21 protein-coding genes and 1 tRNA gene are annotated in these 23543 nt (G+C 43.8%); 14 read left to right on the top strand and 8 right to left on the bottom strand.

Annotated elements, in window-relative coordinates:
• The first annotated feature begins 115 nt into the window (after window positions 1–115).
• The 11 genes from LX99_RS15725 (at window position 116) to LX99_RS15675 (ending at window position 12495) form a co-directional block, all read left to right on the top strand.
• Window positions 116–694 (top strand): TetR/AcrR family transcriptional regulator, encoded by a 579-nt coding sequence (locus LX99_RS15725; protein WP_109608734.1) that lies wholly within the window; start codon window positions 116–118, stop codon window positions 692–694.
• Between the two features lie 51 nt (window positions 695–745).
• Window positions 746–1522, top strand: coding sequence for an SDR family oxidoreductase (locus LX99_RS15720; protein WP_109608733.1), 777 nt, complete (start codon window positions 746–748; stop codon window positions 1520–1522).
• Window positions 1523–1950: 428 nt separating this feature from the next.
• Window positions 1951–2847 (top strand): SDR family oxidoreductase, encoded by an 897-nt coding sequence (locus LX99_RS15715; RefSeq protein ID WP_109608732.1) that lies wholly within the window; start codon window positions 1951–1953, stop codon window positions 2845–2847.
• An 18-nt stretch (window positions 2848–2865) separates the two neighbouring features.
• On the top strand, window positions 2866–3792 hold the full coding sequence (locus tag LX99_RS15710; protein ID WP_109608731.1) for a helix-turn-helix domain-containing protein: 927 nt from the start codon (window positions 2866–2868) through the stop codon (window positions 3790–3792).
• A gap of 190 nt (window positions 3793–3982) precedes the next feature.
• Window positions 3983–6367 carry a heavy metal translocating P-type ATPase gene (locus tag LX99_RS15705; protein WP_109608730.1) on the top strand — a complete coding sequence of 795 codons (2385 nt, stop codon included), beginning with the start codon at window positions 3983–3985 and terminating at the stop codon, window positions 6365–6367.
• Complete coding sequence (ccoS, locus tag LX99_RS15700) at window positions 6364–6525, top strand: cbb3-type cytochrome oxidase assembly protein CcoS (protein ID WP_109608729.1); 162 nt, start codon at window positions 6364–6366, stop codon at window positions 6523–6525. Before LX99_RS15705 ends, ccoS begins: the two co-directional genes overlap by 4 nt.
• A gap of 85 nt (window positions 6526–6610) precedes the next feature.
• Window positions 6611–8737, top strand: coding sequence for a cytochrome-c oxidase, cbb3-type subunit I (gene ccoN, locus LX99_RS15695; RefSeq protein WP_109608728.1), 2127 nt, complete (start codon window positions 6611–6613; stop codon window positions 8735–8737).
• 8 nt (window positions 8738–8745) lie between these two features.
• Window positions 8746–8937, top strand: a complete 192-nt coding sequence (locus tag LX99_RS15690; RefSeq protein ID WP_022830329.1) for a hypothetical protein — start codon at window positions 8746–8748, stop codon at window positions 8935–8937.
• Window positions 8934–9836: a cbb3-type cytochrome c oxidase N-terminal domain-containing protein gene (locus LX99_RS26275; RefSeq protein ID WP_022830330.1), complete on the top strand. Its 903-nt coding sequence runs from the start codon at window positions 8934–8936 to the stop codon at window positions 9834–9836. Before LX99_RS15690 ends, LX99_RS26275 begins: the two co-directional genes overlap by 4 nt.
• Window positions 9837–10122: 286 nt before the next feature.
• Window positions 10123–10548, top strand: coding sequence for a FixH family protein (locus LX99_RS15680; protein ID WP_109608727.1), 426 nt, complete (start codon window positions 10123–10125; stop codon window positions 10546–10548).
• Between the two features lie 171 nt (window positions 10549–10719).
• The gene (locus LX99_RS15675; protein ID WP_109608726.1) at window positions 10720–12495 is read left to right on the top strand and encodes a hypothetical protein; all 1776 of its coding nucleotides are present in this window, start codon (window positions 10720–10722) and stop codon (window positions 12493–12495) included.
• Window positions 12496–12552: 57 nt separating this feature from the next.
• Here LX99_RS15675 and LX99_RS15670 read toward each other — a convergent pair whose 3' ends face one another.
• From LX99_RS15670 to LX99_RS15645, 5 genes are all read right to left on the bottom strand, one after another.
• Window positions 12553–13179, bottom strand: a complete 627-nt coding sequence (locus LX99_RS15670; protein ID WP_109608725.1) for a DUF2306 domain-containing protein — start codon at window positions 13177–13179, stop codon at window positions 12553–12555.
• Between the two features lie 553 nt (window positions 13180–13732).
• A tRNA-Ser gene (locus tag LX99_RS15660) sits at window positions 13733–13822 on the bottom strand.
• A gap of 568 nt (window positions 13823–14390) precedes the next feature.
• Window positions 14391–17021: a DUF5686 family protein gene (locus LX99_RS15655; RefSeq protein ID WP_170122723.1), complete on the bottom strand. Its 2631-nt coding sequence runs from the start codon at window positions 17019–17021 to the stop codon at window positions 14391–14393.
• A 135-nt stretch (window positions 17022–17156) separates the two neighbouring features.
• Window positions 17157–17444 (bottom strand): chaperone modulator CbpM, encoded by a 288-nt coding sequence (locus tag LX99_RS15650; RefSeq protein WP_022830544.1) that lies wholly within the window; start codon window positions 17442–17444, stop codon window positions 17157–17159.
• A 10-nt stretch (window positions 17445–17454) separates the two neighbouring features.
• Window positions 17455–18384, bottom strand: a complete 930-nt coding sequence (locus tag LX99_RS15645; protein WP_109608823.1) for a DnaJ C-terminal domain-containing protein — start codon at window positions 18382–18384, stop codon at window positions 17455–17457.
• A gap of 221 nt (window positions 18385–18605) precedes the next feature.
• On the opposite strand from LX99_RS15645, the gene LX99_RS15640 reads away from it, so the two are divergent.
• On the top strand, window positions 18606–19118 hold the full coding sequence (locus LX99_RS15640) for a GNAT family N-acetyltransferase (protein WP_109608723.1): 513 nt from the start codon (window positions 18606–18608) through the stop codon (window positions 19116–19118).
• A 68-nt stretch (window positions 19119–19186) separates the two neighbouring features.
• Here the strand turns inward: LX99_RS15640 and LX99_RS15635 are convergent, their stop codons facing one another.
• Complete coding sequence (locus LX99_RS15635) at window positions 19187–19888, bottom strand: HAD family hydrolase (RefSeq protein WP_109608722.1); 702 nt, start codon at window positions 19886–19888, stop codon at window positions 19187–19189.
• 196 nt (window positions 19889–20084) lie between these two features.
• Between LX99_RS15635 and LX99_RS15625 the strand changes: the two genes are divergently transcribed.
• A complete protein-coding gene (locus LX99_RS15625; protein ID WP_109608720.1) occupies window positions 20085–20444 on the top strand; it encodes a DUF1493 family protein in 360 nt (119 codons plus the stop codon).
• A gap of 91 nt (window positions 20445–20535) precedes the next feature.
• On the opposite strand, the gene LX99_RS15620 is transcribed toward LX99_RS15625, so the two are convergent.
• Window positions 20536–20757 carry a PspC domain-containing protein gene (locus LX99_RS15620; RefSeq protein ID WP_022830549.1) on the bottom strand — a complete coding sequence of 74 codons (222 nt, stop codon included), beginning with the start codon at window positions 20755–20757 and terminating at the stop codon, window positions 20536–20538.
• Between the two features lies 1 nt (window position 20758).
• The gene (locus LX99_RS15615; RefSeq protein WP_109608719.1) at window positions 20759–22045 is read right to left on the bottom strand and encodes a DUF2851 family protein; all 1287 of its coding nucleotides are present in this window, start codon (window positions 22043–22045) and stop codon (window positions 20759–20761) included.
• A gap of 142 nt (window positions 22046–22187) precedes the next feature.
• On the opposite strand from LX99_RS15615, the gene LX99_RS15610 reads away from it, so the two are divergent.
• Window positions 22188–23492 carry an MFS transporter gene (locus tag LX99_RS15610; protein ID WP_109608718.1) on the top strand — a complete coding sequence of 435 codons (1305 nt, stop codon included), beginning with the start codon at window positions 22188–22190 and terminating at the stop codon, window positions 23490–23492.
• The last annotated feature ends 51 nt before the right edge of the window (window positions 23493–23543 follow it).

Raw genomic sequence — 23543 nt, 5'->3', positions numbered from 1 at the left:
CGAAAGCACCCTTAAATTGATAAGCCTTAAAATAATGGTTACCTTTTTTCTTCAAGTAGTAAATCTGACATAAATCTGAAACATTTGTTTCAAATTTGCCTACCTTTGTACCGTTATGGCCAGAAATGTAGAATTCGATGAATCGCTTGCGATACAAAAAGCAATGGAAGTTTTCTGGAAGAAAGGCTATAACGCTACCTCCCTCCGCGACCTGACCGATGCCATGCAGATCAACAGCAGCAGCTTATATAATACCATCGGCGACAAGCAGGAATTGTTTGTTCGTTGTGTGCAACACTATACCGATATCAGGAAGCAGGATTGGGAAAAGCGTTTGGCTGGTAAAAGGTCGCCTTTATCTATATTAGTAGATTACATTCACGAAGCGGTGAACGTGATCATCAATGGCGAAAGCAGTTGTATGGCTGTAAAAACTGCGTTTGAGGTGGCTACCAATGATGAGCGGGTTAAACAGATCCTGGTGGCTGACGATCAGCGTGCTTACAACTTCTTACATGACCTGATCAAAAACGCAATGGAAGAGGGGGAGATCCGTGATGACGAGGACCCTGCTTTACTGGCCGATTACTTTAACAGTACCTGGACGGGTTGGTATGAGTCGTTTATCCTGCACCAGGACCCTGTTAAGATTAAGCGGATGGCTGAATATTTCATTAAACAATTAACCAAATAATTTTTTTAACCAATTCTGAAACATTTGTTTCAGAATAATATTTGTACGAACATGGAGACACAGGATCTTAAAGGAAAAAGGGCATTGGTAACGGGTGGTACCAAGGGCATAGGTAAAGCAATTGCTGATGAGTTAGCAGCAGCGGGTGCACAGGTAATTGTAACCGCCAGAACGAAACCCTGGGAGACGCCGCATCATTTTATTGCGGCGGATCTGACCAATGCCGGGCAGGTAGCGGAACTTGCCAAACAGATCACCGATACCTTCGGCGGTATCGATATCCTGATCAATAACGCGGGTGGCCTAACTACGCCGGGTGGTGGGCATAGCACGCTGACCGATGCCCACTGGCAGCAGGAATTAGATTTAAACCTCATTTCGGCTATCCGGCTCGACAGGATTTTACTGCCGCAGATGATCGGGCAAAAGAGTGGGGTGGTCATCCATATGTCGTCTGTTTCGGGAAAACAGGCACTATGGAATTTGAACCTTGCTTATGCAGTATCAAAAGCCGCGTTGAACAGCTACAGCAAAGCCCTGGCTACAGAACTGGCTGATAAAGGTGTGCGTGTACTAACTGTTTCTCCCGGCGCCACCAGGACAGAGCCTATGATGAAATTTCTGGATGATTACTGTGCTGCAGCAGGCATCACGCCGGAGGAAGGAATGAAACAGTTGATGATACAAACCGGCGGAATCCCGATGGGGCGGATGGCAGAACCGGAAGAGGTTGCACACCTTGTTCACTTTTTGGTATCGCCATCTGCGGCTTATCTTACAGGCTCCGTTTATGCTATTGATGGCGGCTCATTGCCCGTTGTGGGTTAACCAACGTTAATAAATTAAAGAACGCAGCCAGGTGGCGGGTTTGAGATGATAATCCTTTAACTAAAGTAAAGGATCCTGTTTCGGGCCCGCCATTTTTTAATCTTAACAGAACAGAAACTGCTTGTTATCTTGTCAAGGCGCAGTTTTAAAGGATATATATTAGCCGCTAAAACTCTTTTTATTGGTATTTAAAAATCTGACTTATAGATAAATATCTATTTTTAATAAGGAATGCGAAAATGTTGGTTTGTTAGATAAGACGAAGAATGAAGTTAAAAACAAAGTTGCCGTTGTTATAGGTAGTGATATCGGAATAGGTTTCGGCATCGCAATTAGAAAAAAGATGATTTCGGCTAAACCAAACACGGATTCGGATAAGTGTTTCTGCCCTCAACCGCGGTTCTTTGTATCAACATAAAGAAACTATTATGAAAGTATTTGTTACCGGAGCCTCGGGCTTCGTAGGTGCTGCTGTTGTGCAGGAATTATTAAAAGCCGGGCACCAGGTATCTGGCCTGGCACGTTCGGAAGCATCGGCTGCCAAATTAAAAGCGGCGGGCGCCGAGGTTCATTATGGCGACCTGGAAGACCTGGATAGCCTGCGTAGAGGTACGGCACAAAGTGACGGGGTGATCCACTGCGGCTTTATTCACGATTTTACCCGCTTTGCCGAAGTTTGCGCGGTAGATGAGCTGGCCATAGAAACGATAGCCGGTGTACTGGCCGGTTCTGATCGTCCGCTGATCGTGACCTCGGGCACAGCACTGGTGACCCCGGGGAAAGTAGCTACAGAGGACATGCCGTCGCCATTTAATCCCGCCTGGCCCCGTGCTTCGGAGCGCGCGGCAGCGGCGGCTGTAGCCGCGGGTGTTCGTGCTGCTATTGTGCGTTTGCCGCCATCGGTACATGGCCAAGATGATAAACACGGCTTTATTCCTATTTTGGTGAACCTGGCGCGCGAAAAAGGATTTTCTGCCTACATCGGCGATGGCCGGAACCGCTGGAACGCGGGGCACCGGTTAGATGCAGCGTTGTTGTATCGTCTGGCTTTAGAGCAAGCTACCCCCGGTGCATGTTTCCATGCCAATACCGAGGAAAGCATCTTTGTTAAAAGCATTGCGGAGGCCATTGGTAAACAACTGAACCTGCCGGTCAAATCCATCAGCGCTGAAGAAGCAGCCGGGCATTTCGGCTGGTTTGCCCAGATGGCGGCGATCGATTGTCCGGTATCCAGCGAGTGGACACAGGAACATCTGAACTGGCACCCTTCGCATCCTTTGTTGTTAACGGATATTGAAAACGGCGTTTACACTCAATCTCACTAAAAACAAGTACCTTGTGCTATGAGCAGTTTAAAGCTTTTCCGTTTCAGTACCATCAGCGACTATCATAAGGCCGCTGGTTTGCCAAAACCTGCGCATCCGCTGATCAGCGTGGTCCATATGGAAAATATTAGGCTGCTCATTGCCGAGGTTCCGTATAGCCTTGTTAGCGACTTTTACTGGATCTCGATGAAGAAAATGCACCAATTCAAATTTAGATATGGCCGGCAGAGCAGCGATTATGATGACGGGGTGCTATTCTTTATTTCACCCGGTCAGTTATTTGGCGTGGAAAGCATGGAGCATACGGCCGACTTGAAAAAGCCGGAGGGCTGGATGATTCTGGTTCACCCTGATTTTCTTTGGGGTACGCCGCTTGCCAAAAATATCAAGCAGTATGAGTTTTTTAGTTACTCCGTGAATGAAGCGCTGTATCTTTCAGAAAAGGAGGAAGTGATGCTGACCGCTATCGTGACTCAGATTGAACAGGAATATAACACGGTAATCGATCGTTTTAGCCAAAGCGTGATCATCGCGCAGTTGGAGTTGTTACTCACCTATTCGGAACGGTTTTACCAGCGGCAATTTATCACCCGTAAGAAATCCGGTCATGAACTGCTTACGCGCCTGGAGAATTACCTGAGCGGTTATTTCAGCAGCGGCGCGTTGGCAAAGCAGGGCTTGCCCAGCGTAACGCAGATCGCCGAAATATTGAACATTTCCCCGGGTTACCTGAGCAGCCTGCTTAAAACGCTGACCGGTCAAAATATGCAGCAGCACCTGCATCATCAGCTAATTGAACTGGCCAAGGAAAAACTTTCCACCACCAACCTAAGCGTGAGCGAGATAGCTTATGAACTTGGCTTTGAACATTTGCAATCCTTCAGTAAACTGTTTAAAACGAAAACCAGCTTATCCCCGTTAGCCTTCAGGCAGTCGTTCAACTGAGTCTGGGACAGTAACTGTTCGCTGACATTTTAAAATGTTTATTCGCCGGTTAATGTGATTATAAAGCGGTGAGATATGCCTTTACAGCCATTTGCATAAAAAAATGATATTCGTCATTTTTTTATGCAAATAACCGTCATTTTCCGGATGGCGGATTAAAGTCATTTTTGGTTTCATAAATAGATCAATAATGGCTGTAAATATTTCTGCACCAACTACCTGTTACCATTGCGGCAACGATTGCGAAAAGGATCATTATGTATTGGATAATAAAGATTTTTGCTGCGTGGGCTGCAAGGGCGTTTACCAGGTGCTGGCTAACAGTGGCTTATGTAACTATTACAGTTATAACGCGCACCCCGGAGCTACACTTAAAAGTACAGAAAAGAGGTTTGAATATCTTGACGATCCTTCTATAATAAACGATCTGGTTGATTTTACAGATGATACCATCACCATCGTAACCCTGTACATCCCGTATATCCATTGCAGCTCTTGTATTTGGCTGCTTGAAAAGTTAAACAGGTTTAACCCGGCTATTTATTACAGCCGTATAGATTTTCTGAAAAAACAGGTAAACATCCGTTTTAATAACAGGGAAATAGGCTTAAGGCAGGTTGTTGAGCTTTTGACTGATATAGGTTACGAACCGCTCATCAACCTGCAGGATGTAATTAAAAAGCAGCAAACCGGCAAAGGCGATAACCTGGTAAAAAAGATAGCCGTAGCCGGGTTTTGTTTCGGCAATGTAATGCTGCTTAGCTTTCCGGAGTACCTGGGTTTATCGGCCTATGAGCAAACCTTCAGGCATTTTTTTGGCTGGGTTAATGTGATGTTCTCGTTACCGGTAGTGTTTTACAGCGGTCGTGAATATTTTATGTCGGCATATAAAAATCTGCGTAACAGGGTGCTGAATATCGATTTTCCGTTGGCCCTGGGTATCGCTGTGTTGTTTTTACGTACGCTTGCCGAGGTGTTTACTCACAGCGGTGCAGGCTTTGCCGATACGCTTTGCGGGTTGGTGTTCTTCTTGTTGGTAGGTAAGTTTGTTCAGCAAAAAACCTATTATCATATCTCTTTCGAGCGCGACTACCGTTCGTTTTTTCCGGTCGCTGTACAGGCTATTGAAAACGGCGTTGAAAAGCCGCTGCCCTTATCAGAATTAAATGTAGGCCAACGTATCCGGATCCGCAACAACGAAATTATTCCGGCCGACGCGATATTGTTAAAGGGCGATGCCCGTATAGATTTTAGCTTTGTTACCGGCGAATCGGTTCCGGTAAAAAAGGTATGGGGCGAGGTGGTTTACGCGGGCGGCAGGCAAACCGGCGAGGCCATTGAACTTGAGGTGATCAAACCGGTATCGCAAAGCTATTTAACCAGGTTATGGAACAACGAGGCCTTTACCCGGGTCCAGGATAACCGAATGCAAACTTTTAACCAAAAAGTAAGCAGGTATTTTACCATTGTTTTACTCGTTATTGCCTTTGGTTCGTTGTTGTTTTGGCTGCCGGGCGATGTTTATCTTGCGTTTTCGGCATTTACAGCGGTACTTATTGTGGCCTGTCCCTGCGCGCTGGCGCTAAGCACACCGTTTACGATGTCGGCCGCGCTGGGTGTTTTTGACCGTAATTTCTTTTACCTTAAAAATGCCGCGGTTGTTGAGCAAATGGCCGCTATTGATACCATTGTTTTAGATAAAACGGGTACAATTACCGTAGGTGGCGAAAACGGGATCAGTAAAAAGGCGCTGTTAGATAATTACCAGCAACAACTGGTGTACAGCATCTGTCGTAATTCGGCCCATCCGCTAAGCGTTCAGATCTGCAATTACCTGCATAGTTCAAAACAGCTTCCGGTTACCGATTACCTGGAACTGGCCGGTAAAGGGATCTGCGCCACGGTGGATGGTCATCTTGTTAAGGTTGGGAGCCAATCGTTTTTAACAGGGGGGGCCAACATCGCTGCAGCGACAGAAGTTCACGTGATGATTGACGAAACGTATGCCGGGTATTTCGGCTTTACAAATAAATATCGCGACGGACTTGAAGCTATCACAAAATTGGGTACTGATTACAAACTTTATCTGCTATCGGGCGACCAGGACCACGAACGGGAAGCGCTACGCCCTTACTTTAAGGACGACGGTTATATGCTCTTTAACAGATCGCCGCAGCAAAAGCTTGATTTTGTAAAGTCTTTGCAGCTCGCGGGCAAAAAGGTAATGATGATAGGCGATGGGCTCAATGATTCGGGCGCGTTAAAACAAAGCGATTTGGGGATCGCCATTACCGATAATGTAAATAACTTTTCGCCGGGCAGCGATGCTATTTTGGATGGCCGGTCGCTTAAGTTACTCCCTGTTTTTCTTAAATTCTCCAGGGATAGCATTACTATCATTTACATTTCGTTTTGTATTTCACTTTGTTATAACCTTTTTGGATTAAGTTACGCCGTAACCGGTAACCTGTCGCCGCTTTTAGCGGCTATACTTATGCCTTTAAGTACGGCAACCATTATTTCGTTTACCAGCATAGCGGCACACCTTGCTGCCAAAAAAAGAAAATTACGATGAGCATTATTTATTTTTTAATCGGGTGCAGCATACTGCTTGCACTTGTTTTTTTGGGCGCCTTTTTCTGGGCTCAACGTAACGGGCAGAATGAAGACCTGTACACACCGTCGGTAAGGATCCTGCTTGACGACGAGCCCTCGGACGAAAATAAAAAATGACTAAAGTCATTATTCCTTAAAACAATGGTCATTCTACCGGCAAAAAGCGCGCAATACTTTTACACCATCAAAATACTTAACTAATATGCAGCCCGAAAACTTTTACTATGACAATAAGATCGTCCGGAATTTTGGCATCGCCACGGTAATCTGGGGAATTATTGGGATGACCGTAGGTCTCATTGTTGCAATCCAATTGTACAGCCCGGGGATGAACATGGGCAACCAGTACACTACATTTGGCCGCATCAGGCCGCTTCATACCAACGCGGTAATTTTCGCCTTTGTTGGTAACGCTATTTTTATGGGCGTTTACTATTCCTTACAACGCCTTTTAAAAGCAAGGATGTTTAGCGATGCCCTCAGCAAAATCCACTTTTGGGGGTGGCAGCTGATCATCCTTTCGGCAGTTATTACGTTGCCTTTAGGTTTGACCACCTCGCACGAATACGCCGAACTGGAATGGCCTATTGATATAGCCATTACACTTGTATGGGTGGTATTTGGTATCAATATGTTTGGTACTATCATTAAACGCCGCGAGCGGCATTTGTATGTAGCCATCTGGTTTTACATAGCCACTTTTGTAACTATAGCGGTACTGCACATCGTAAACTCGTTCGAGCTGCCGGTATCAGCATTTAAAAGCTATATGGTTTATGCCGGTGTGCAGGATGCCCTGGTACAATGGTGGTATGGCCACAACGCGGTGGCATTCTTTTTGACCACACCTTACCTGGGCATGATGTATTACTTTTTGCCTAAAATGGCTAACAGGCCTATCTACTCCTACAAATTAAGTATCCTGCATTTCTGGGCGCTCATTTTTATCTATATATGGGCAGGCCCTCACCATTTGCTGTACACCACGCTGCCGGGTTGGGCACAGTCGTTAGGTGTTGCGTTTTCAATTATGCTTATTGCCCCAAGCTGGGGTGGCATGATCAACGGTTTGCTAACCCTGCGTGGCGCCTGGGATAAAGTGCGCGACGACGTGATCCTGAAGTTTATGGTGGTAGGCTTAACGGCCTATGGTATGGCTACCTTTGAAGGCCCCATGTTATCGTTAAAACAAGTAAACGCTATAGGGCATTTTACCGATTGGATAGTTGCCCACGTACACGTTGGCGCATTGGGCTGGAACGGTTTTTTAACCTTCGCCATTCTTTACTGGCTTATTCCGCGTATTTATAAAACACAGTTGTTTTCAAAAAAACTGGCATCCTTTCACTTCTGGATTGGTACTCTGGGTATCCTTTTTTATGCTATCCCGATGTACTGGGCCGGTTTTACCCAGGGTTTGATGCTTAAAGAGTTTACTCCCGAGGGCATCCTGAAGTATCCTGCCTTTTTAGAAACTACCATGCGTATTTTACCTATGCACGTAATGCGTTCGGTAGGCGGCGGCTTGTACCTGCTTGGGGTTATTGTAATGGCATATAACCTTTGCCGCACCGCTTTAAAGGGTAAACTTGTTGCAAACGAACCCGCAGCAGCTATGCCGCTACCCGTTTTAAGCAAAGCTAACCATGAAGAAAAATGGCACCGGGTGCTTGAGCGCAAACCAATTCAAATGATGATAGCTGCTTTACTGGTGATACTGGTGGGTACGTTTTTTGAGTTGATGCCTACTTTAACCATTTCGTCAAATATCCCTACCATAGCGGCCGTGAAACCCTATACACCGCTTGAATTACAGGGCCGTGATATTTATATCAGGGAAGGTTGTTCAAACTGCCACTCACAAACGGTAAGGCCTTTCCGGTCAGAAACGGAACGTTACGGGGAGTATAGTAAAGCCGGCGAATTTGTTTACGACCACCCGTTTTTATGGGGGTCAAAACGTACCGGTCCTGATCTGGCCCGCGAAGGTGGCAAGTATGGTAACGCCTGGCACTATAATCACCTGATGGATCCTCGCCTGATGTCGCCGGGAAGTATCATGCCTAATTATGACTGGTTGGTAAAACAAAATTTAGATACGGCTACCACCGCCGCCAAAATAAAGGCAATGCGCACCTTAGGCGTACCTTATCCTGAAGGTTACGAAAAAACAGCCAATGCTGATCTTGTTAAGCAGGAAAAGGAAATAGCCGCTAACCTTTACAATGATCATATAAAGGTTAAAAACAACAAAGAGATAGTAGCCCTTATCGCTTACCTGCAACGGTTAGGTACTGATATTAAAGCCAGTAAAACCGCCGCCAAATAATTAAAGTAATGTTTAAGCAATTTACAGAAAATGTTTCGGGTGCCCAGGCGTACCTGTTATTCTCGCTCGGTATTTTCCTTGTATTCTTTTTAGTAGTAGCTGTTTTGCTGTTCAGGCTCAGAAAGCAACATGTTGAACATATGCGCGATTTACCATTGCAAGATAGCCAAGCTGAAACCTTTAACCCCTACAATTTATGAAATACTACCGCCTGCTTATTTTAATTGTATTGATAGCAACAGTACAGCCTGCATTAGCCGAAGATGACGGCCTGATTCCGGCAAAGTTGATGAATGAAATTGGTTATGGGGCCATTATCGGGATGCTTGTATTGTTTATAGTATCCATGCTGGTACTGCTCCGCGCACTCAAAGCCTTAACAAGGCTTACCCTAAAATCGCAGGGCTACACCGAGGAGCAGATTATTGCCGAACTTAAACCTGCCAAAAAGCCTAAAAAAGCCAAAGGTGAGGTTTGGAACAAGATCCTGTCGTTAAAACCATTGTCTGAAGAGAAAGACCTGATCATTGAGCACGATTATGATGGCATCCAGGAGTTGGATAATCCTATTCCGGGCTGGTTTATGTACCTGTTTTACATTACCATCATTTTCGCGGTAGGTTACATCCTTATCTATCACGTGTTGGGTATAGGGCAGCTGCAGTATGATGAGTACAAAACCGAAATGGCCCAGGCCGACATTGCAAAAAAAGAATACCTGAGCAAAGCTGCCAACCGGGTTGACGAAAATACCGTGAAACTGGTTACTGATCCGGCTGTGCTGGCCTCAGGGCAGGCCATTTTTAAACAAAGCTGCGTACCCTGCCATGGCGATCACGCCCAAGGCGTTGTTGGCCCTAACCTTACAGATGATTACTGGCTGCACGGCGGTAAAATAAGCGATGTGTTTAAAACCATTAAATATGGTGTACAAGCCAAGGGAATGCCAACCTGGGAAAAACAGCTGTCGCCAAAGCAAATTTCTGATGTGGCTAACTATGTCAAATCACTGCACGGCAGCAACCCGGCCAACCCTAAAGAACCGCAGGGCGAAAAGGAAACAGATGATGACACCGTAAAAGGTAAAACAAAAGCATAATAACATAATAACAGGAATGATTTACCGGCGGTTATAGCGATGCGTTGCCGGTACGTCAGGGATGGTTTATCAATGGCGGCGCGGGTTTAAATACTCTTCGCGCCGCCATTTTTCCGTTCTGTATGGCGATGGTTGTTGAACAGCAGGTAAAAGTTTTACCATACAGCAGGTTGTTTTAACGGTAACCATAACTACGAATGGGGGATGATTCATCTGTTAAAAGATACTGGTTAAGACACTTCAAAAGGTGAATGCAAATTTTATAACAGCAATTAATAATTAGTATATGCACTGGGGAAAAGGAATAGTAATAGGAATGATGGCGTTTATGTGTTACATAATAGCCATGGGGGTAGCCATGTTCAGACAGCCCGACGATGTGGACTCGCATTATTACGAAAAAGGGCTTGCCTTTAATACCGATTACGATAAAGAGAAACAAGTGCTAATGGACAACGCCCAGCCAATGATCAATATAGAAGCTAATACCTTGTTGGTGAAATTTGCTAAGCCGGCGAAAGGTACTGTTGATTTAAAGCGCCCGGATAATGATAAGTTGGATAGGCATATCAACCTGCAAAGTAACCAGACAGGTAATGTAGCTATTCCGCTGAACCAGTTAAAGCAGGGTAGGTGGCAGCTTGTTTTTAACTGGGAAAGCAGCGGCAAAAAGTACCTGTACACTACGGAGGTATATACACACGGGCGCTAACCTAATTGCTTTTCAGTAACTCTTAAAGGTGAAAATATGATGACCATCACTTTTTTAGCTGACGGGCATCACCTTACAGGCGGCTGGTTAGGCCCATCTTTACATTATTAAGTAAATAAGTAAAAAGAGCTGTGATGAACAGCTTTTTTATATATACATACAAATTATTATATGCACAGCTTTCATATACCTGTTTTAGGCTTGGGATATTCTGTTGATACGCCGCTTAAGGTGGCGCGGTACGGCATCTCATCCGTTGTTTCAATTGTTGATGACGAACTTATTGAGCGCATGCGGCAATATCATTCGGCTAAAAATGATGTTCCGTTTGTCCCGATTTTCAAGGGTGAGCCCGAAAGCCGTTCAAAACGGATCACAGCTTATCTTAATCTTTTAAATCAGCTTGTTAATAAGCAGTTTGAACAGCTTAAACAGATGCCCTTCAACCAGGATACCGATCTTGACAGATACTTTAACCTGCTGCCCGAAGCAACTGCCTTAAGGCAGGGATATGAACTGATGAGCGACTATACCGAAGGAGAAAGCAAACAAATTTTTCAAAACCTGTTGAGGGCCGGGATGAGTAAAGGAGCCATTGATGTTAATATTATGGCTAAGGTTGATAAGATGAATTTTGATGCCGAAGGGAACTATACAGGCGATACCCACACCGACGCGCTCGCCGCTTTAAAAGGTTTTGCCGAAAGCGATCTTGAATCGTCGGTAGTGCTTTCGGCCGGGATGAACCCGCGCTTGTATAGCTATATTGAAAATTTTAAGGGCTTTTACCCCGATGAAGCGGGAGTGTTGCGCAAGCGGATCATATTAAAAGTGAGCGATTTCAGATCGGCGCTGATCCAGGCTAAGTTTTTAGCCAAAAAAGGCTTGTGGGTATCAGAGTTCAGGATCGAATCGGGGCTGAACTGTGGCGGCCATGCCTTTGCTACCGATGGTTTGTTGCTGGGGCCGATACTGGAAGAGTTTAAACAGCGACGGGAGGATATGATGGCCGAACTGCTGGCCCTTTATCACCCGGCCGTTGCCGAAAGAGGATTTAAACAGGCATGCCCGCAACAAAAAATTAGTGTTCAGGGTGGGATAGGCACCGTGCAGGAAGACGTTTTTTTGCGCGAACATTACCAGATGGATGCCACCGGCTGGGGAAGCCCGTTTTTGTTAGTGCCCGAGGCCACTAATGTAGACGAGGATACACTGCAAAAACTGGCCGGAGCGGAGGCTTGCGATTTTTATGTAAGCTCGTCATCGCCGCTGGGGGTTTTATTCAATAACTTCAGTAAAAGCTCGGCCGAAGAGCTGAGGCTTAGCCGGATAGCCGAAGGCCGACCAGGCAGCCCCTGCAATAAGAAATACCTCGTATCCAACACCGAATTTACCGAAGAACCAATTTGCACCGCGTCGCGCCAATACCAGAATTTAAAAATTAAGCAGCTGCAAAGTAGCGCATTACCTGCCGATGAGATTCAAAGGCAGATAGATGTCGTTACCGAAAAGATTTGCCTTTGCGAGGGCTTGTGCACATCAACCTTCATTAAAAACGGCATATTAAAACCTCGCGAAAACAAGGCCGTTACTATTTGTCCGGGACCTAATATCGCTTTCTTTTCAAAAACCTATACGCTCGATGAAATGGTTGGGCATATTTACGGGCGTAAAAATCTGCTTGAAGGAACTGCCCGCCCTAATATGTTTATCAACGAGCTTAACCTGTATATCGATTACCTGAAAAAAGATATTTCGGGTTATGTGGCAAGCTTCAACGAAAAGAAAGGTAAGTACCTTGCAAAGTTTAAAGACCAGTTGCAGCAGGGCATTTCATATTACAAACAGCTCATCCCTCAAATCAGCAACCAGACCCACGAATACCTGGAACGGATGCTTAATGATTTGCTGCTGTCTGAAGAAAAGCTGAGATCGCTGGAAATCTGAAAAACACAATGGCTTCCGGATTTCCGGAGGCCATTTTAAATAACAGCCGCTGCGGGTTTAATGATAATCGAAGGTACCCGCGGGTTGCTTTCTTTTGATGATCAGATAGGCAAGCAACAGATTGGGAATCCATGATAGCCAGGCAACGATTTTGTACGATGTGCTGAAGTTGCCGGTAACGATAATTAACAAAGGTAGCCATATCCGTAGCGTTACGGCTGCAAAACACGCGGCATAACTATAAATCATCCTGTTCCTGTGCTTTAGAAACTGCTTATTTCTGGCAGCTAAATAAGCTGTTAAAGTAGTATAAAACCAAATTGCGGCCAGGCAACTGAAGCCAAGCGAAGTCCACAGCCCTCCATCCGCAAACAGCGCTATATAAAAGCCGGAAACAGCACTTAATAAAACGGATAAAACATATACTTTGCCAATAAGCTGATGAACGCTGGGGTTATTGCGTCTGAGCATTGTACTAAACTGCACCCATCCTATTAGCAGCGCCAGGCCACCCAAAATGATATGTGTATAAAATAAAGATTTCCAGATCTCGCTATCCAGGAGCCAATCGGGTTTCGTCTTTAAAATCCCCGTCTTTCCCCGGGTTATGAGATATTTAACCGGATATAACCCGATAAGTGTAGACAATACGGCAAACAAGCCCCACAAGATCTTTTTTTTCATTTCGACAACTCAATTTTAAAAGTAAAACGGGCGGCGGCTATGAAATGATGCAGCCACACATTATTTGCAAATATGGGGGTATCGGTATTTAAACAGGTTCAAATAATTTCCAAAATAAAATTGCAGTTAATATATTTTGATATCCATAAAGTGTTAAGGTCGATTTGGAGGTACAGGACTTATCATAGTCATGTTGTATGTGTTTGTTAAGAAATTAATGATCAACCGCAAAGCGATCTATTCATTTTCTGACTGCTCAATACAGGAAGCAATAGACCATCATTGGCGCATTGTGGGTGATCTTCATATTTTGCCATGAGTTCGATCGCTTGTGGTAGTAAATATCTTCCTGTTATCAAGATGTTCAAATGTCGAACATGCTTAATAACAGTAACTTATAAGCATTCTGGTGACCACCGGTTTCACCTCTTAAAAGGTCACCTAAAGGACACCGGAACAAAGCGATTTATTAGTTTATTTTGGTGTGGGCTAAAAACAAAAAGCGCCGTAAATCATTTATTTACAGCGCTTTTGATCCTAATTGAATAATACTTGGCGGAGAGTTAGGGATTCGAACCCCAGGAACCTTTCACAGTTCAACAGTTTTCAAGACTGCCGCAATCGACCACTCTGCCAACTCTCCGGGCGCAAAAGTACAAATCCATGTGATATTCACAAATCAAAAAAATAATTTAAACAAATGTTAGTTGAGCTTTATTTACAAAGCTTCTGTAGTTCAAATTCTTAGCGATTACATTTTTTTTAAAAAAATGTAATCAATGCCAAATATTAACGGAATTGATCACATCTTATAAACTTAGCCCGGCCGGAGGATACCAACTTCATCGGTATCCGTACAGAAATAACCAAATAAAAGTCAATTCTCTTGTTTAGTACACACAACTTTTCGCTATATTTAGCTAATCAGTTATAATCTTAGATGGGGGAGGCCAAATACATCTTAAACCCTCCGGAATGAACAGCGAACCTGTTTTAAGATCAACTTTTGAAAAACGCCTTTGTCCATGCGGACGAACGGAAAGAGCAAATCTTGAACGCATCCGCCGCACCTGGTTTATGCGGTACTTTTTATTTTGGTTGCCGTTAAAACGTTATAAATGTTATGGCTGTATGACTAATAAGTGGTTGATGGATTAGGTTTGCCTATTTAATTCTGCTCATAGTCTATGGTCCGTCTGTCATAACTTTCTTTATAAATGCGGCCGGAAGCCAAGTTTTATTCCATAAGGCGATACAGCAGGATGATCGAGGTAATTAAACCTTTTGATAACATCTATCCTCAAAAACTTAAAAATATTTCCTATCCCAACCCCGCCTTCAACGTAGGGTGTACTGCCAAGCGCGAAAGTGCCGTTGGAACCGTTTGCTGCTTCCGGAAACAAATACAGGTTTTTTGAAACAGCCGGGTTGTTTTCATCGCGGATTCCCCCATATAACACTTTGAACGAAAAAAACTCACGCCACTTTAATTTACGGATCAGCGGGATCTTATTCAGAAAAAAACCGTTAAATGCCTGTGTATAATTAATCCCTATGTAGTGATCGCTTACAAATTCGAGATAATTCATTTTATTGTAGGCATTAGCATCGTACGCTATCGATTGATTGGCCCGTAAAATATTCAGCAACGGAAACGGAACCTTGCCGGTAGTGATATTACCAAGCAGCGTGATATCGGCGTAACCTAATTGCGAAAAGTAAAACCGCTTATAAATATTAGCGTCGATATTGTTATAGGTATATGTGCTGTTAAACACACCTTTAAAACCATGGGTAATTTGCAGGTTAAAAATAGGGAAGGGGCTGCGTATGGTATGGCGTTCTTCGGTACCCTGTATGATTTGTTCATGAGGCGCGTACCGCATATTAAGCTCAAGTTCGGTGGTGGTTAAATTTTTTATCAGCTTATTATCGCCGTTGTTTGACCGGAATTGAAGGGCACCGGCCGCCTGCTGGTTCCAGTTTCGGAAAGCTATATTGAACGAAAAGTGATTTTCAAAATCACGTACATAGGCAGCGGTATAGGTTTTATTATATAACCAGAAATCTGTTTTACCTGTGGTAAACGAAGTAAGAGCGGCCTGTTCAGGAATTACGGTGAGGCTATGGCCGGGTAAATCGGCATCGTAACGGTAACTCAACTTAAAATAGTTGCGCGGGTACCGGAAAGGCGATACCTGGTTTAAGGAAAAATAGGTATTAAGGTTATACTTTACTTGCTTATCCCGAAAACCGTAGGCCACATGGTCTTCAAAATAAATGGTTTTGCTGAGCGCAGGGGTTGTTCGTCCGCCGAGTTGTAGCCTTGATCCTTCCTGCGAGTCGAATGCATATGTTGAGCCAAGCGGCCCCAGTTGTAACGGACCTACCGCCGCATAGCCACCGGTAAGGGTGGAAGCAATCCAGGTATCGCGCTTGAAGGCAGCCATCTTTTCAAGTTTGGTGATATGGGCATATACTGTGGCCTGCCGTCCGCTTAATGTATCCGGACGGTGATGTGCCCAGTAACTTGTATCGTTCTGATTTGGGTTATCAACGATCTGCTGATCTTTTCCCTCATAAAACTCAGGAAGCCGGGGCGTGTTTAGTTTATAGTTGGAAAATACTGCTGTGCGGTCGCCGAATATTCCCATTCCCTTATCCTTAAATAAACCAAAATCTGCCTGTACATCGCTCTTAACCAAAAAATACCGGCCTGAATCGCGCTTAAAATCCTGCCGGATTTTGAGGCTGCGCATAAAGTTGATATTAATCTCCTTGTTTACATTCAGTTCGCATGATTTTACGGCGTAACTGCCATCCATCGTAACATATAGTTTTCCTTCAAATAGAATATCGCCTTTGTTACGTGGCGTAAAACTGATTTCAATTAACTTTTCAGCGGCATTTTTAACGGTATCTGTTATAAAGAACTTATAAAAGGCGGGTGAATGATCGGCAATGGGGCTAAGGAACTGCCTGTTAATGATAAAGATGTTATTCGAGTAAATATCCACGTTGTTCCCATAAAGCCGGTTGAGGTAGATATCAAGCCCTGTAGTATCGATAAACTTAAGGATATTGGTTTGTTTTTGTGCTTTCAGGATTTGGATAGATTTTGACGGGTTTTTGCGGTAGTAATTTTCGGAAAGTTTTTCACTGAAAAATGCGGGCAGTGAAATTTTTGTTTGCCCGTTTATTTTCGACGTACTATCCAGCATAAATTTATACTTGCTGAAAAAGTGTCCGTTCATAAATTTCTCCGACAGGTTAAAAAAGGAAAGGCCGATGCGCTCGTAAAGATCATACTGCAAATAATTTGAGCTTTGCATCCTGTTTTGCTCTTTATGATCAATAATTTGCTGTATAAGCTCAACTGCGGGATTTCCCTTGTTGCGGTAGCGTTTATTTTTTGATGAAGTAATTTTAACCTCTTTCAGCTGTGTTTGGGTGTACCTTAATTTAACAGATAGGGTATTTGCCTGCCCCGGGTTAATTTTACGGCGTTCGGATAGGTACCCCATAAGTGAAAATGAAACTTCGCTAAACAGGCCGGGGGCGCTTAGCTTGTAATTGCCCTGAGCATCTGATGTGGTGCTGTACGAACTGCCCGTAAAACTAACGTGGATAAACGGGAGGGGTGCGCCGGATGCAGCCTCGGTGATGCGACCGCTTACCTGGGTTTGTTGATCAGGGTTGTTTTGCTGCGCGGATACATTTAACGAACAACATAAAATGTAAAAAAAAATAAACTTAATAGTGTGTTTTGCGCCGCTAAACCGGACGGGACTTTGCGTAGTGATAGCCTGCAAAGTTTTGTAAATCAGAAAAATAAAAGCCAACCGAATAAATAATTTATTAATAAAAAATAAAGCAGGTATTTATAAAGTCATTCAGTTACGTTAAAGCGTTTTTATTCAGTCCTAATTTACTTATTTAAATCGGCATTTTGCGGGTAGTTTGATGCTTATTTGCGTTTATTCATACAAGCTTAACCTGTTATTCAAATAACGTAACTCTTCCTGCATTTTTTCTACGCGGGCAAGCAGATGGGATATGGCCTCGATACCTGCAATATTAATATCCAGCTGATGTAAGTTAACCAGTTTTTCCAGTTTTTGCAGTTCAGTTTGCGGGATAAAGGTAGTTTCGTTAATTACGGTAACCTCAACCAGTCCGGCGTTATGGAGCGATGTAATAAAAGTGTATTCAACATTATGATACACACAAAAATCGTTTACGGCTATTAATTCTGCTGTTTTCATGATGTTTTATTCAAGTTGATGATTTTGCCAGTTCTTCAAATAGTTGCCTTTGTTTTTCGGTAAGATTAGTCGGGATCCGGATATCGAAGGTTAAGTATAGATCGCCAAATTCGTTATCCTTTTTATAAACCGGCATCCCTTTACCTTTCAGTTTTACTTTTGTGCCGTTTTGCGTTTCAGGCTTTATTTTTAGCTTAACTTTCCCCGTCAATGTATCGGCAGTTATTTCTCCGCCTAAAACCGCTGTGTAAAGGTCAAGTTTTAAAGTAGCATACAAGTCATTGCCGTCGCGTTTAAAATCGGCATCAGGAGCAATATTAAACTTAATGAACAAGTCGCCGGCGGGGCCGCCGTTTACGCCGGGTGCGCCATGCCCGGCTATTTTAATAGTTTGTCCGTTCTCAATACCTGCGGGGATGGTGATCCGGATATTTTTACCGTTAACGGTAAGCGTTTGCTTATGGGTTTCCAATACATCGCGCAGGTTCAAATTTAGCGAGGCATTATAATCCTGTCCGCGAAATTTCGCGCTTCTGCCGCCGCGTGTACCGGAGCCTGCGCCGCCAAACATCGATTGGAAAAAGTCGGAAAAATCTTCGCTGCCAAAACCCTCGTCCTCACCGTAGCCTTGCGCGTCGCCAAATCCGGCATAACCGCCAAATCCGCCAGCTTGTTGGTTAGCTTGTTGGCGGGCCTGTTGTTCATAAGCTTCGCCGTGCTGCCAGTTTTCGCCGTATTTATCATATTTTTTGCGCTTTTCGGGGTCGCTTAGTACCTCGTTTGCCTCGTTAAGCTGCTGAAACTTTTTATTAGCCTCTTCATCATTAGGATTTAAATCGGGGTGATATTTGCGTGCCAGTTTCCGGTAAGCATTTTTGATGTCCTTTTCCGACGCGTTTTTATCAATTTCCAGTACTTTGTAGTAATCTATAAAAGCCATGGTAGCGTTAGTATTAGCAGATGCGTTATTAACTATAAATATACAGCTTGGTTTTAAACCTACTGCTTTTTTAATGTCATTTGATATCATCCAAATTCATAATACATGAAAGCTTGAACCTCTTCTGAACCGAAAATGGCGTAAAGTTTTTAAAAGCTACCGAAACGATGAAATTTGAAGTAGGTAAACGTTATTTTTGTCAACCTTAATTATTTTATAGCATGTCTGTTATTACACAAGCAACCCTTGCCGATGTTCGCGAGCTAAACGTATTAGTAAATAGCGCCTATCGCGGCGAAAGCTCCAAACAGGGCTGGACAACGGAGGCTGATTTGATAGGAGGCGACCGTATTGATGAAGATATGCTTACAACCTATATGCATGATGAAAAAGTTATCATCCTGAAGCATACCGATGATAACGGTTGTATAACAGGTTGCGTATATCTTGAAATAAGGCATCCGAAACTATATTTAGGCATGTTCAGCGTATTGCCCTTGCTGCAAAATCAAGGCGTGGGGCGCAAATTGATAGAAGAAGCCGAGGTTTATGCTCGCAAATATGGTTGTAATACGCTAATCATGACGGTGATCAGTACCCGTTCAGAACTGATTGCCTGGTACGAACGCCGGGGTTACAAACCAACCGGCGAGGTTCAGCCTTTTCACGCGCACGGCCGTTTTGGCGATGCCAAACAGCCTATCGAACTGATTGTAATGGAGAAGGGTGTTTGAGTCCGAACGTTTGTTAGTCCGAAAGTCCGTAAGTTAAAAGGCTAAAAACTTTGGGCATACATATTATTTTACCAACTCCCAAACTTCATAACAATCTCAAGCACTTCGGTTATCCTATCTACCTGTTTAAAATTTGGATGTGTTAAAACGGTTTCAACGTGTTCATGCGCCCAGGTGGTATGGTAAGGTACATGCACGGCGTAACCGCCTATGGCAATTACCGGCATCACATCAGATCGTAATGAGTTGCCTATCATCATAAATTCAGACGGTTCAATATCAAGGTGTTTGATCAGCTTGGTGTAATCAGCCTCTTTTTTGTCGCTCATAATCTCAATGTGGTGAAAATAATGCGCCAGGCCCGATTTTTTAAGCTTGCGTTCCTGGTCAAGCAGGTCGCCTTTGGTGGCTACCACAAGCCGGTATTGATTTTTTAGTGACGATAGCACGTGCTCCACATCGTTCAGCAACTCTATGGGCTGATTAAGCATCTCCTTGCCGTATTGCAAAATAGTTTCAACAACTTCAACGCTGATGTTCTTTTCAGATATGCTTAAAGCCGCTTCAATCATAGATAAAATATAGCCCTTGATGCCATAACCGTAAAGCGGCAGGTTATCAACCTCAACCTTAAAAAGCTCTTTAGAAATAGTGTGCACGGGCAAAAAGTTTTCAAGCAGGCTGCAAAATTTCTCTTCCGTGGCCTGGAAATAAGGCTCGTTTACCCAAAGGGTATCGTCGGCATCAAATGCTATTACTTTAAGGTTCATGTTGGCAGTAATTATCTATGCAATTATAATACAATGCGTTCATTTACGGGCAAAAAGGTGTTGTGATCGTGTTAAATTGGTAACCTACATTAACACCGCTATTTATGAGGCTGCTTTAACATTAAATAAATTTGTATGCAACCTTGTTCCAAAAGTTACGTCTCATAGCCTGAATGGTGATATAATATTCGTTTAGATGGAAGAGATCCTGCCACCCTTAAAAGAATTTATTGTTGACTACTGCAACAGGTATAAAATCCAAAATATTGATCCTCATAGCCTTAACCTTGATACCAGTATCGATCTCGACCTGGATATATTTGATATAGAAATCGATCTTTTCCTCGCCGATTTTACCGAACAGTTTAATATTGATGCTTCTAAATTTACCTGGTATAAATACGGCTACCCCAGGGGCTCAACACGTGTAAAAATGATCAAGCTGATTTTTGGCTATAAAACAACCTGGGCAAAGCAGCTTGCCCGGTACTGCTATACCCCCAAGTTTAAGGTACGCAACCTGCAGGACGCGGTAAAAACCGGGAAACTTGTTTAATGCGCTAATGGAAGCTGAAGCGTATTTTGTACAATCTCCGATCAAAAGAAATGAATCAGTAACATCGGCCTCATCAAAAATCCATCAAGGATTAAAGGTCTGTTACCCCGGTGTGCTTACGTTTGATAAAGTTCCTGATATCAAGCACAATCCCGGCAAAGAAATAAAATATCAGGGGGAAGCCCACTGCCAGGAATGAGGAATAAATAAAAAAAAGTCTGATTTTGGAGATAGAGATATTAAAACGCTCGCCAAGATAGGTGCATACACCAAAGGAGTACCGTTCAAAAAATGTGAGTATTCGCTGTAGCATGTCAGGCCAGTTTTAGTATTTTATTGCCAACGCCGCATTGCAGGCATTTCTTATAATTGCAGTAATTATTTTTTAATTCCAGCAAAGCCTGCGATTCGAATGCGGTTTCAATTTTCACATCTAAGTTAACAAAACCGGCGATAATATTGTTCTTTTCGGCAGGTAAATTTTCTAATAATTTAAGGCTCCGGCTGATGTAGTGTTGCTGCTGGTGCAGTTTGCCGTAACTAAACAGGAATAAAGCCACCGTATTGAGTAATAAGATATCTACTGATCCATCGCCCATGTTTTTTGATGAAGGTTTAGATGCTACGTCAAAGCGGTAATGATCGTCCCAATAGCTGTTAACCTTTAGCTCGGTAAACAAACCTCGCAGCGCTTTAACCTCTTTAATTTCCAGTATTTTAGATAGCAGGTGATTTGATTGCACAATAAGCGCGGCAAACTGTGCCAGCCTGATGGTAGGGAAGTTTTGAGGCCTGAGGCGCATAAACTTCCACAAATGGTTTTCTATTGGGTTGAGATGATACTTTTTTCGCAAATAGGCATATTCTTTTTGAAGTTTAAGCGGATATTCATCTTTAAACACCCCATCTAAAAAACCGGCTTGCCCAAATACCAGCGCTTCAATCTGCATGGGGTTGTTTTTATTTTTGGCAAGGGTGAGCTGTGGCAACGATTTAGCCATCAGTTCGAACGGCAGGGCGTTTATTTTAAAGCCGAAGTTAGCCGCTAAAAACTGGTAAAACGTTTCCTCCCAATCTCCTTTATTAAGGGCCAGGGCAGCCGCTACATTGGCCGATCGTTTTTCCATCCGTTCCACCAATACACGGGTGAGCCAGTTTTGCATGGTCAGGCCGTCTACGGTTGCGATACTGTTTTCGCAGGGGATGAAAGTTTGATTGCCGAAAACGAGTTTGTGGTATTTTTGATATAATGCTTCGCTGATCCGGTTGTGTAATTCGAGTGTAGGCACTTTACGCCCGTTCGCTAAAAACAGCGGTACATCATTACGGTAAACTACATGCAGGATCACGTTATCATAAGCGCCATCGGTTGTATGACCATGTTTTTCCCAATCAGACGCCGAAAGGTGAACTTCAACATTGCCCGCCCAAACTGTTTCGCCAATGCGGATGCGGGCATTATGAAAATCAGGCCCCGAATCAGAATTATGCAGGCCTGCCGAAAAGATCTCTAATGTTTCACCATCTGCCGTTTGCAGGCTTTCACGTTCAAACAGCCGGAACTTCCAGATATAATGCAGAAAATCTTCGGTAATTAACATTGGCAAATGGTAGATAAGGTTGGATTGTATTGATTATTTGTATTGCTCTCGTTGTTGCAAATGTACCGGTTGTGATCCGGCTATTGCAGCTCCGTTTTAAAATTCTTAATATTACGAAAACCAATAATATCCGCCAAATTTGATGAACGAAATAAAATCACTATCGCCTCAAACTACGGGCGGGCGTATCAAATCCATCATAGGCGGTTCGCTGGGTAACCTTGTTGAATGGTATGACTGGTACGCGTACACCGCTTTTTCTCTTTACTTTTCAGATGCGTTTTTTCCCTCGGATAATCAAACCGTACAGCTTTTAAATACAGCCGGCATATTTGCGATAGGTTTTTTAATGCGGCCCATAGGGGGCTGGGTGATGGGTACGTTTGCCGACAAACGCGGACGAAAAGCTGCTTTAACCGCCTCGGTGTTGCTCATGAGTATCGGTTCGCTCATCATTGCTGTTACACCCGGCTATAAATCAATAGGCGTGGCCGCGCCGGTATTGCTGGTATTGGCCCGGATTATCCAGGGCTTAAGCGTTGGCGGAGAATATGGCACCAGCGCCACCTACCTTAGCGAAATGGCTACTAAAAAGCGGCGGGGCTTTTACTCCAGTTTTCAATACGTAACGCTTATTATGGGGCAATTACTGGCGCTTGGCGTATTGGTGCTGTTGCAACGCGCCTTTCTTTCTGAAAAACAACTTCACGACTGGGGATGGCGCATCCCTTTCGGTATAGGCGCTATATTGGCTGTAACTACCATGTATTTAAGAAGAAGTTTGCAGGAATCAGCTTCGTTTGATCAGCATGGGGATAAAAAGGATGCCCTGCGTGGCACTATCAAGGCATTAACCCGGTACCCCAAAGCGGTATTTACTGTAATTGGATTAACTGTTGGCGGTACGCTGGCCTTTTATACATTTACTACCTATATGCAAAAGTTCCTGGTAAATACTTCGGGCTTCACCAAAAGCGATGCAACCTTGATTTCTACCTTAACGCTGGCTGTATTTATGCTGATACAGCCAGCGTTCGGCTTGCTGTCGGATAAGATCGGTCGTAAACCATTACTCATCGGCTTCGGCATAGCGGGCACTTTAAGTACTGTCCCTATCATGACTTTATTGAGCCATACTAAAGATGTTTGGACGGCATTTGCGCTTATTCTTTGCGCGTTAATTATTATAAGCGGCTACACCTCCATAAACGCCGTTGTAAAAGCCGAACTTTTTCCTGCTCATATACGTGCGCTTGGCGTTGGCTTTCCCTACGCCATAGCCGTTTCCCTGTTTGGCGGTACCGCCGAATACATCGCGTTCAGGTTCAAAAATGATCATCATGCCGAATGGTTTTACTGGTATGTAACGATATGTATAGCCCTTTCGCTGATACTTTATATCACCATGAACGACACCCATAAGCACTCAAAAATTGAAGACCCCTGAACCGGAATTTTCAGAATTTTAGAACGGGCAGAATAAAATACGCGGCATGTT

The organism is Mucilaginibacter oryzae (assembly GCF_003148845.1).
Taxonomy (GTDB): Bacteria; Bacteroidota; Bacteroidia; order Sphingobacteriales; family Sphingobacteriaceae; genus Mucilaginibacter; species Mucilaginibacter oryzae.
The sequence above is the reverse complement of the archived record's forward strand: the minus strand, read 5'-3'. Positions and strand labels throughout refer to the sequence as shown.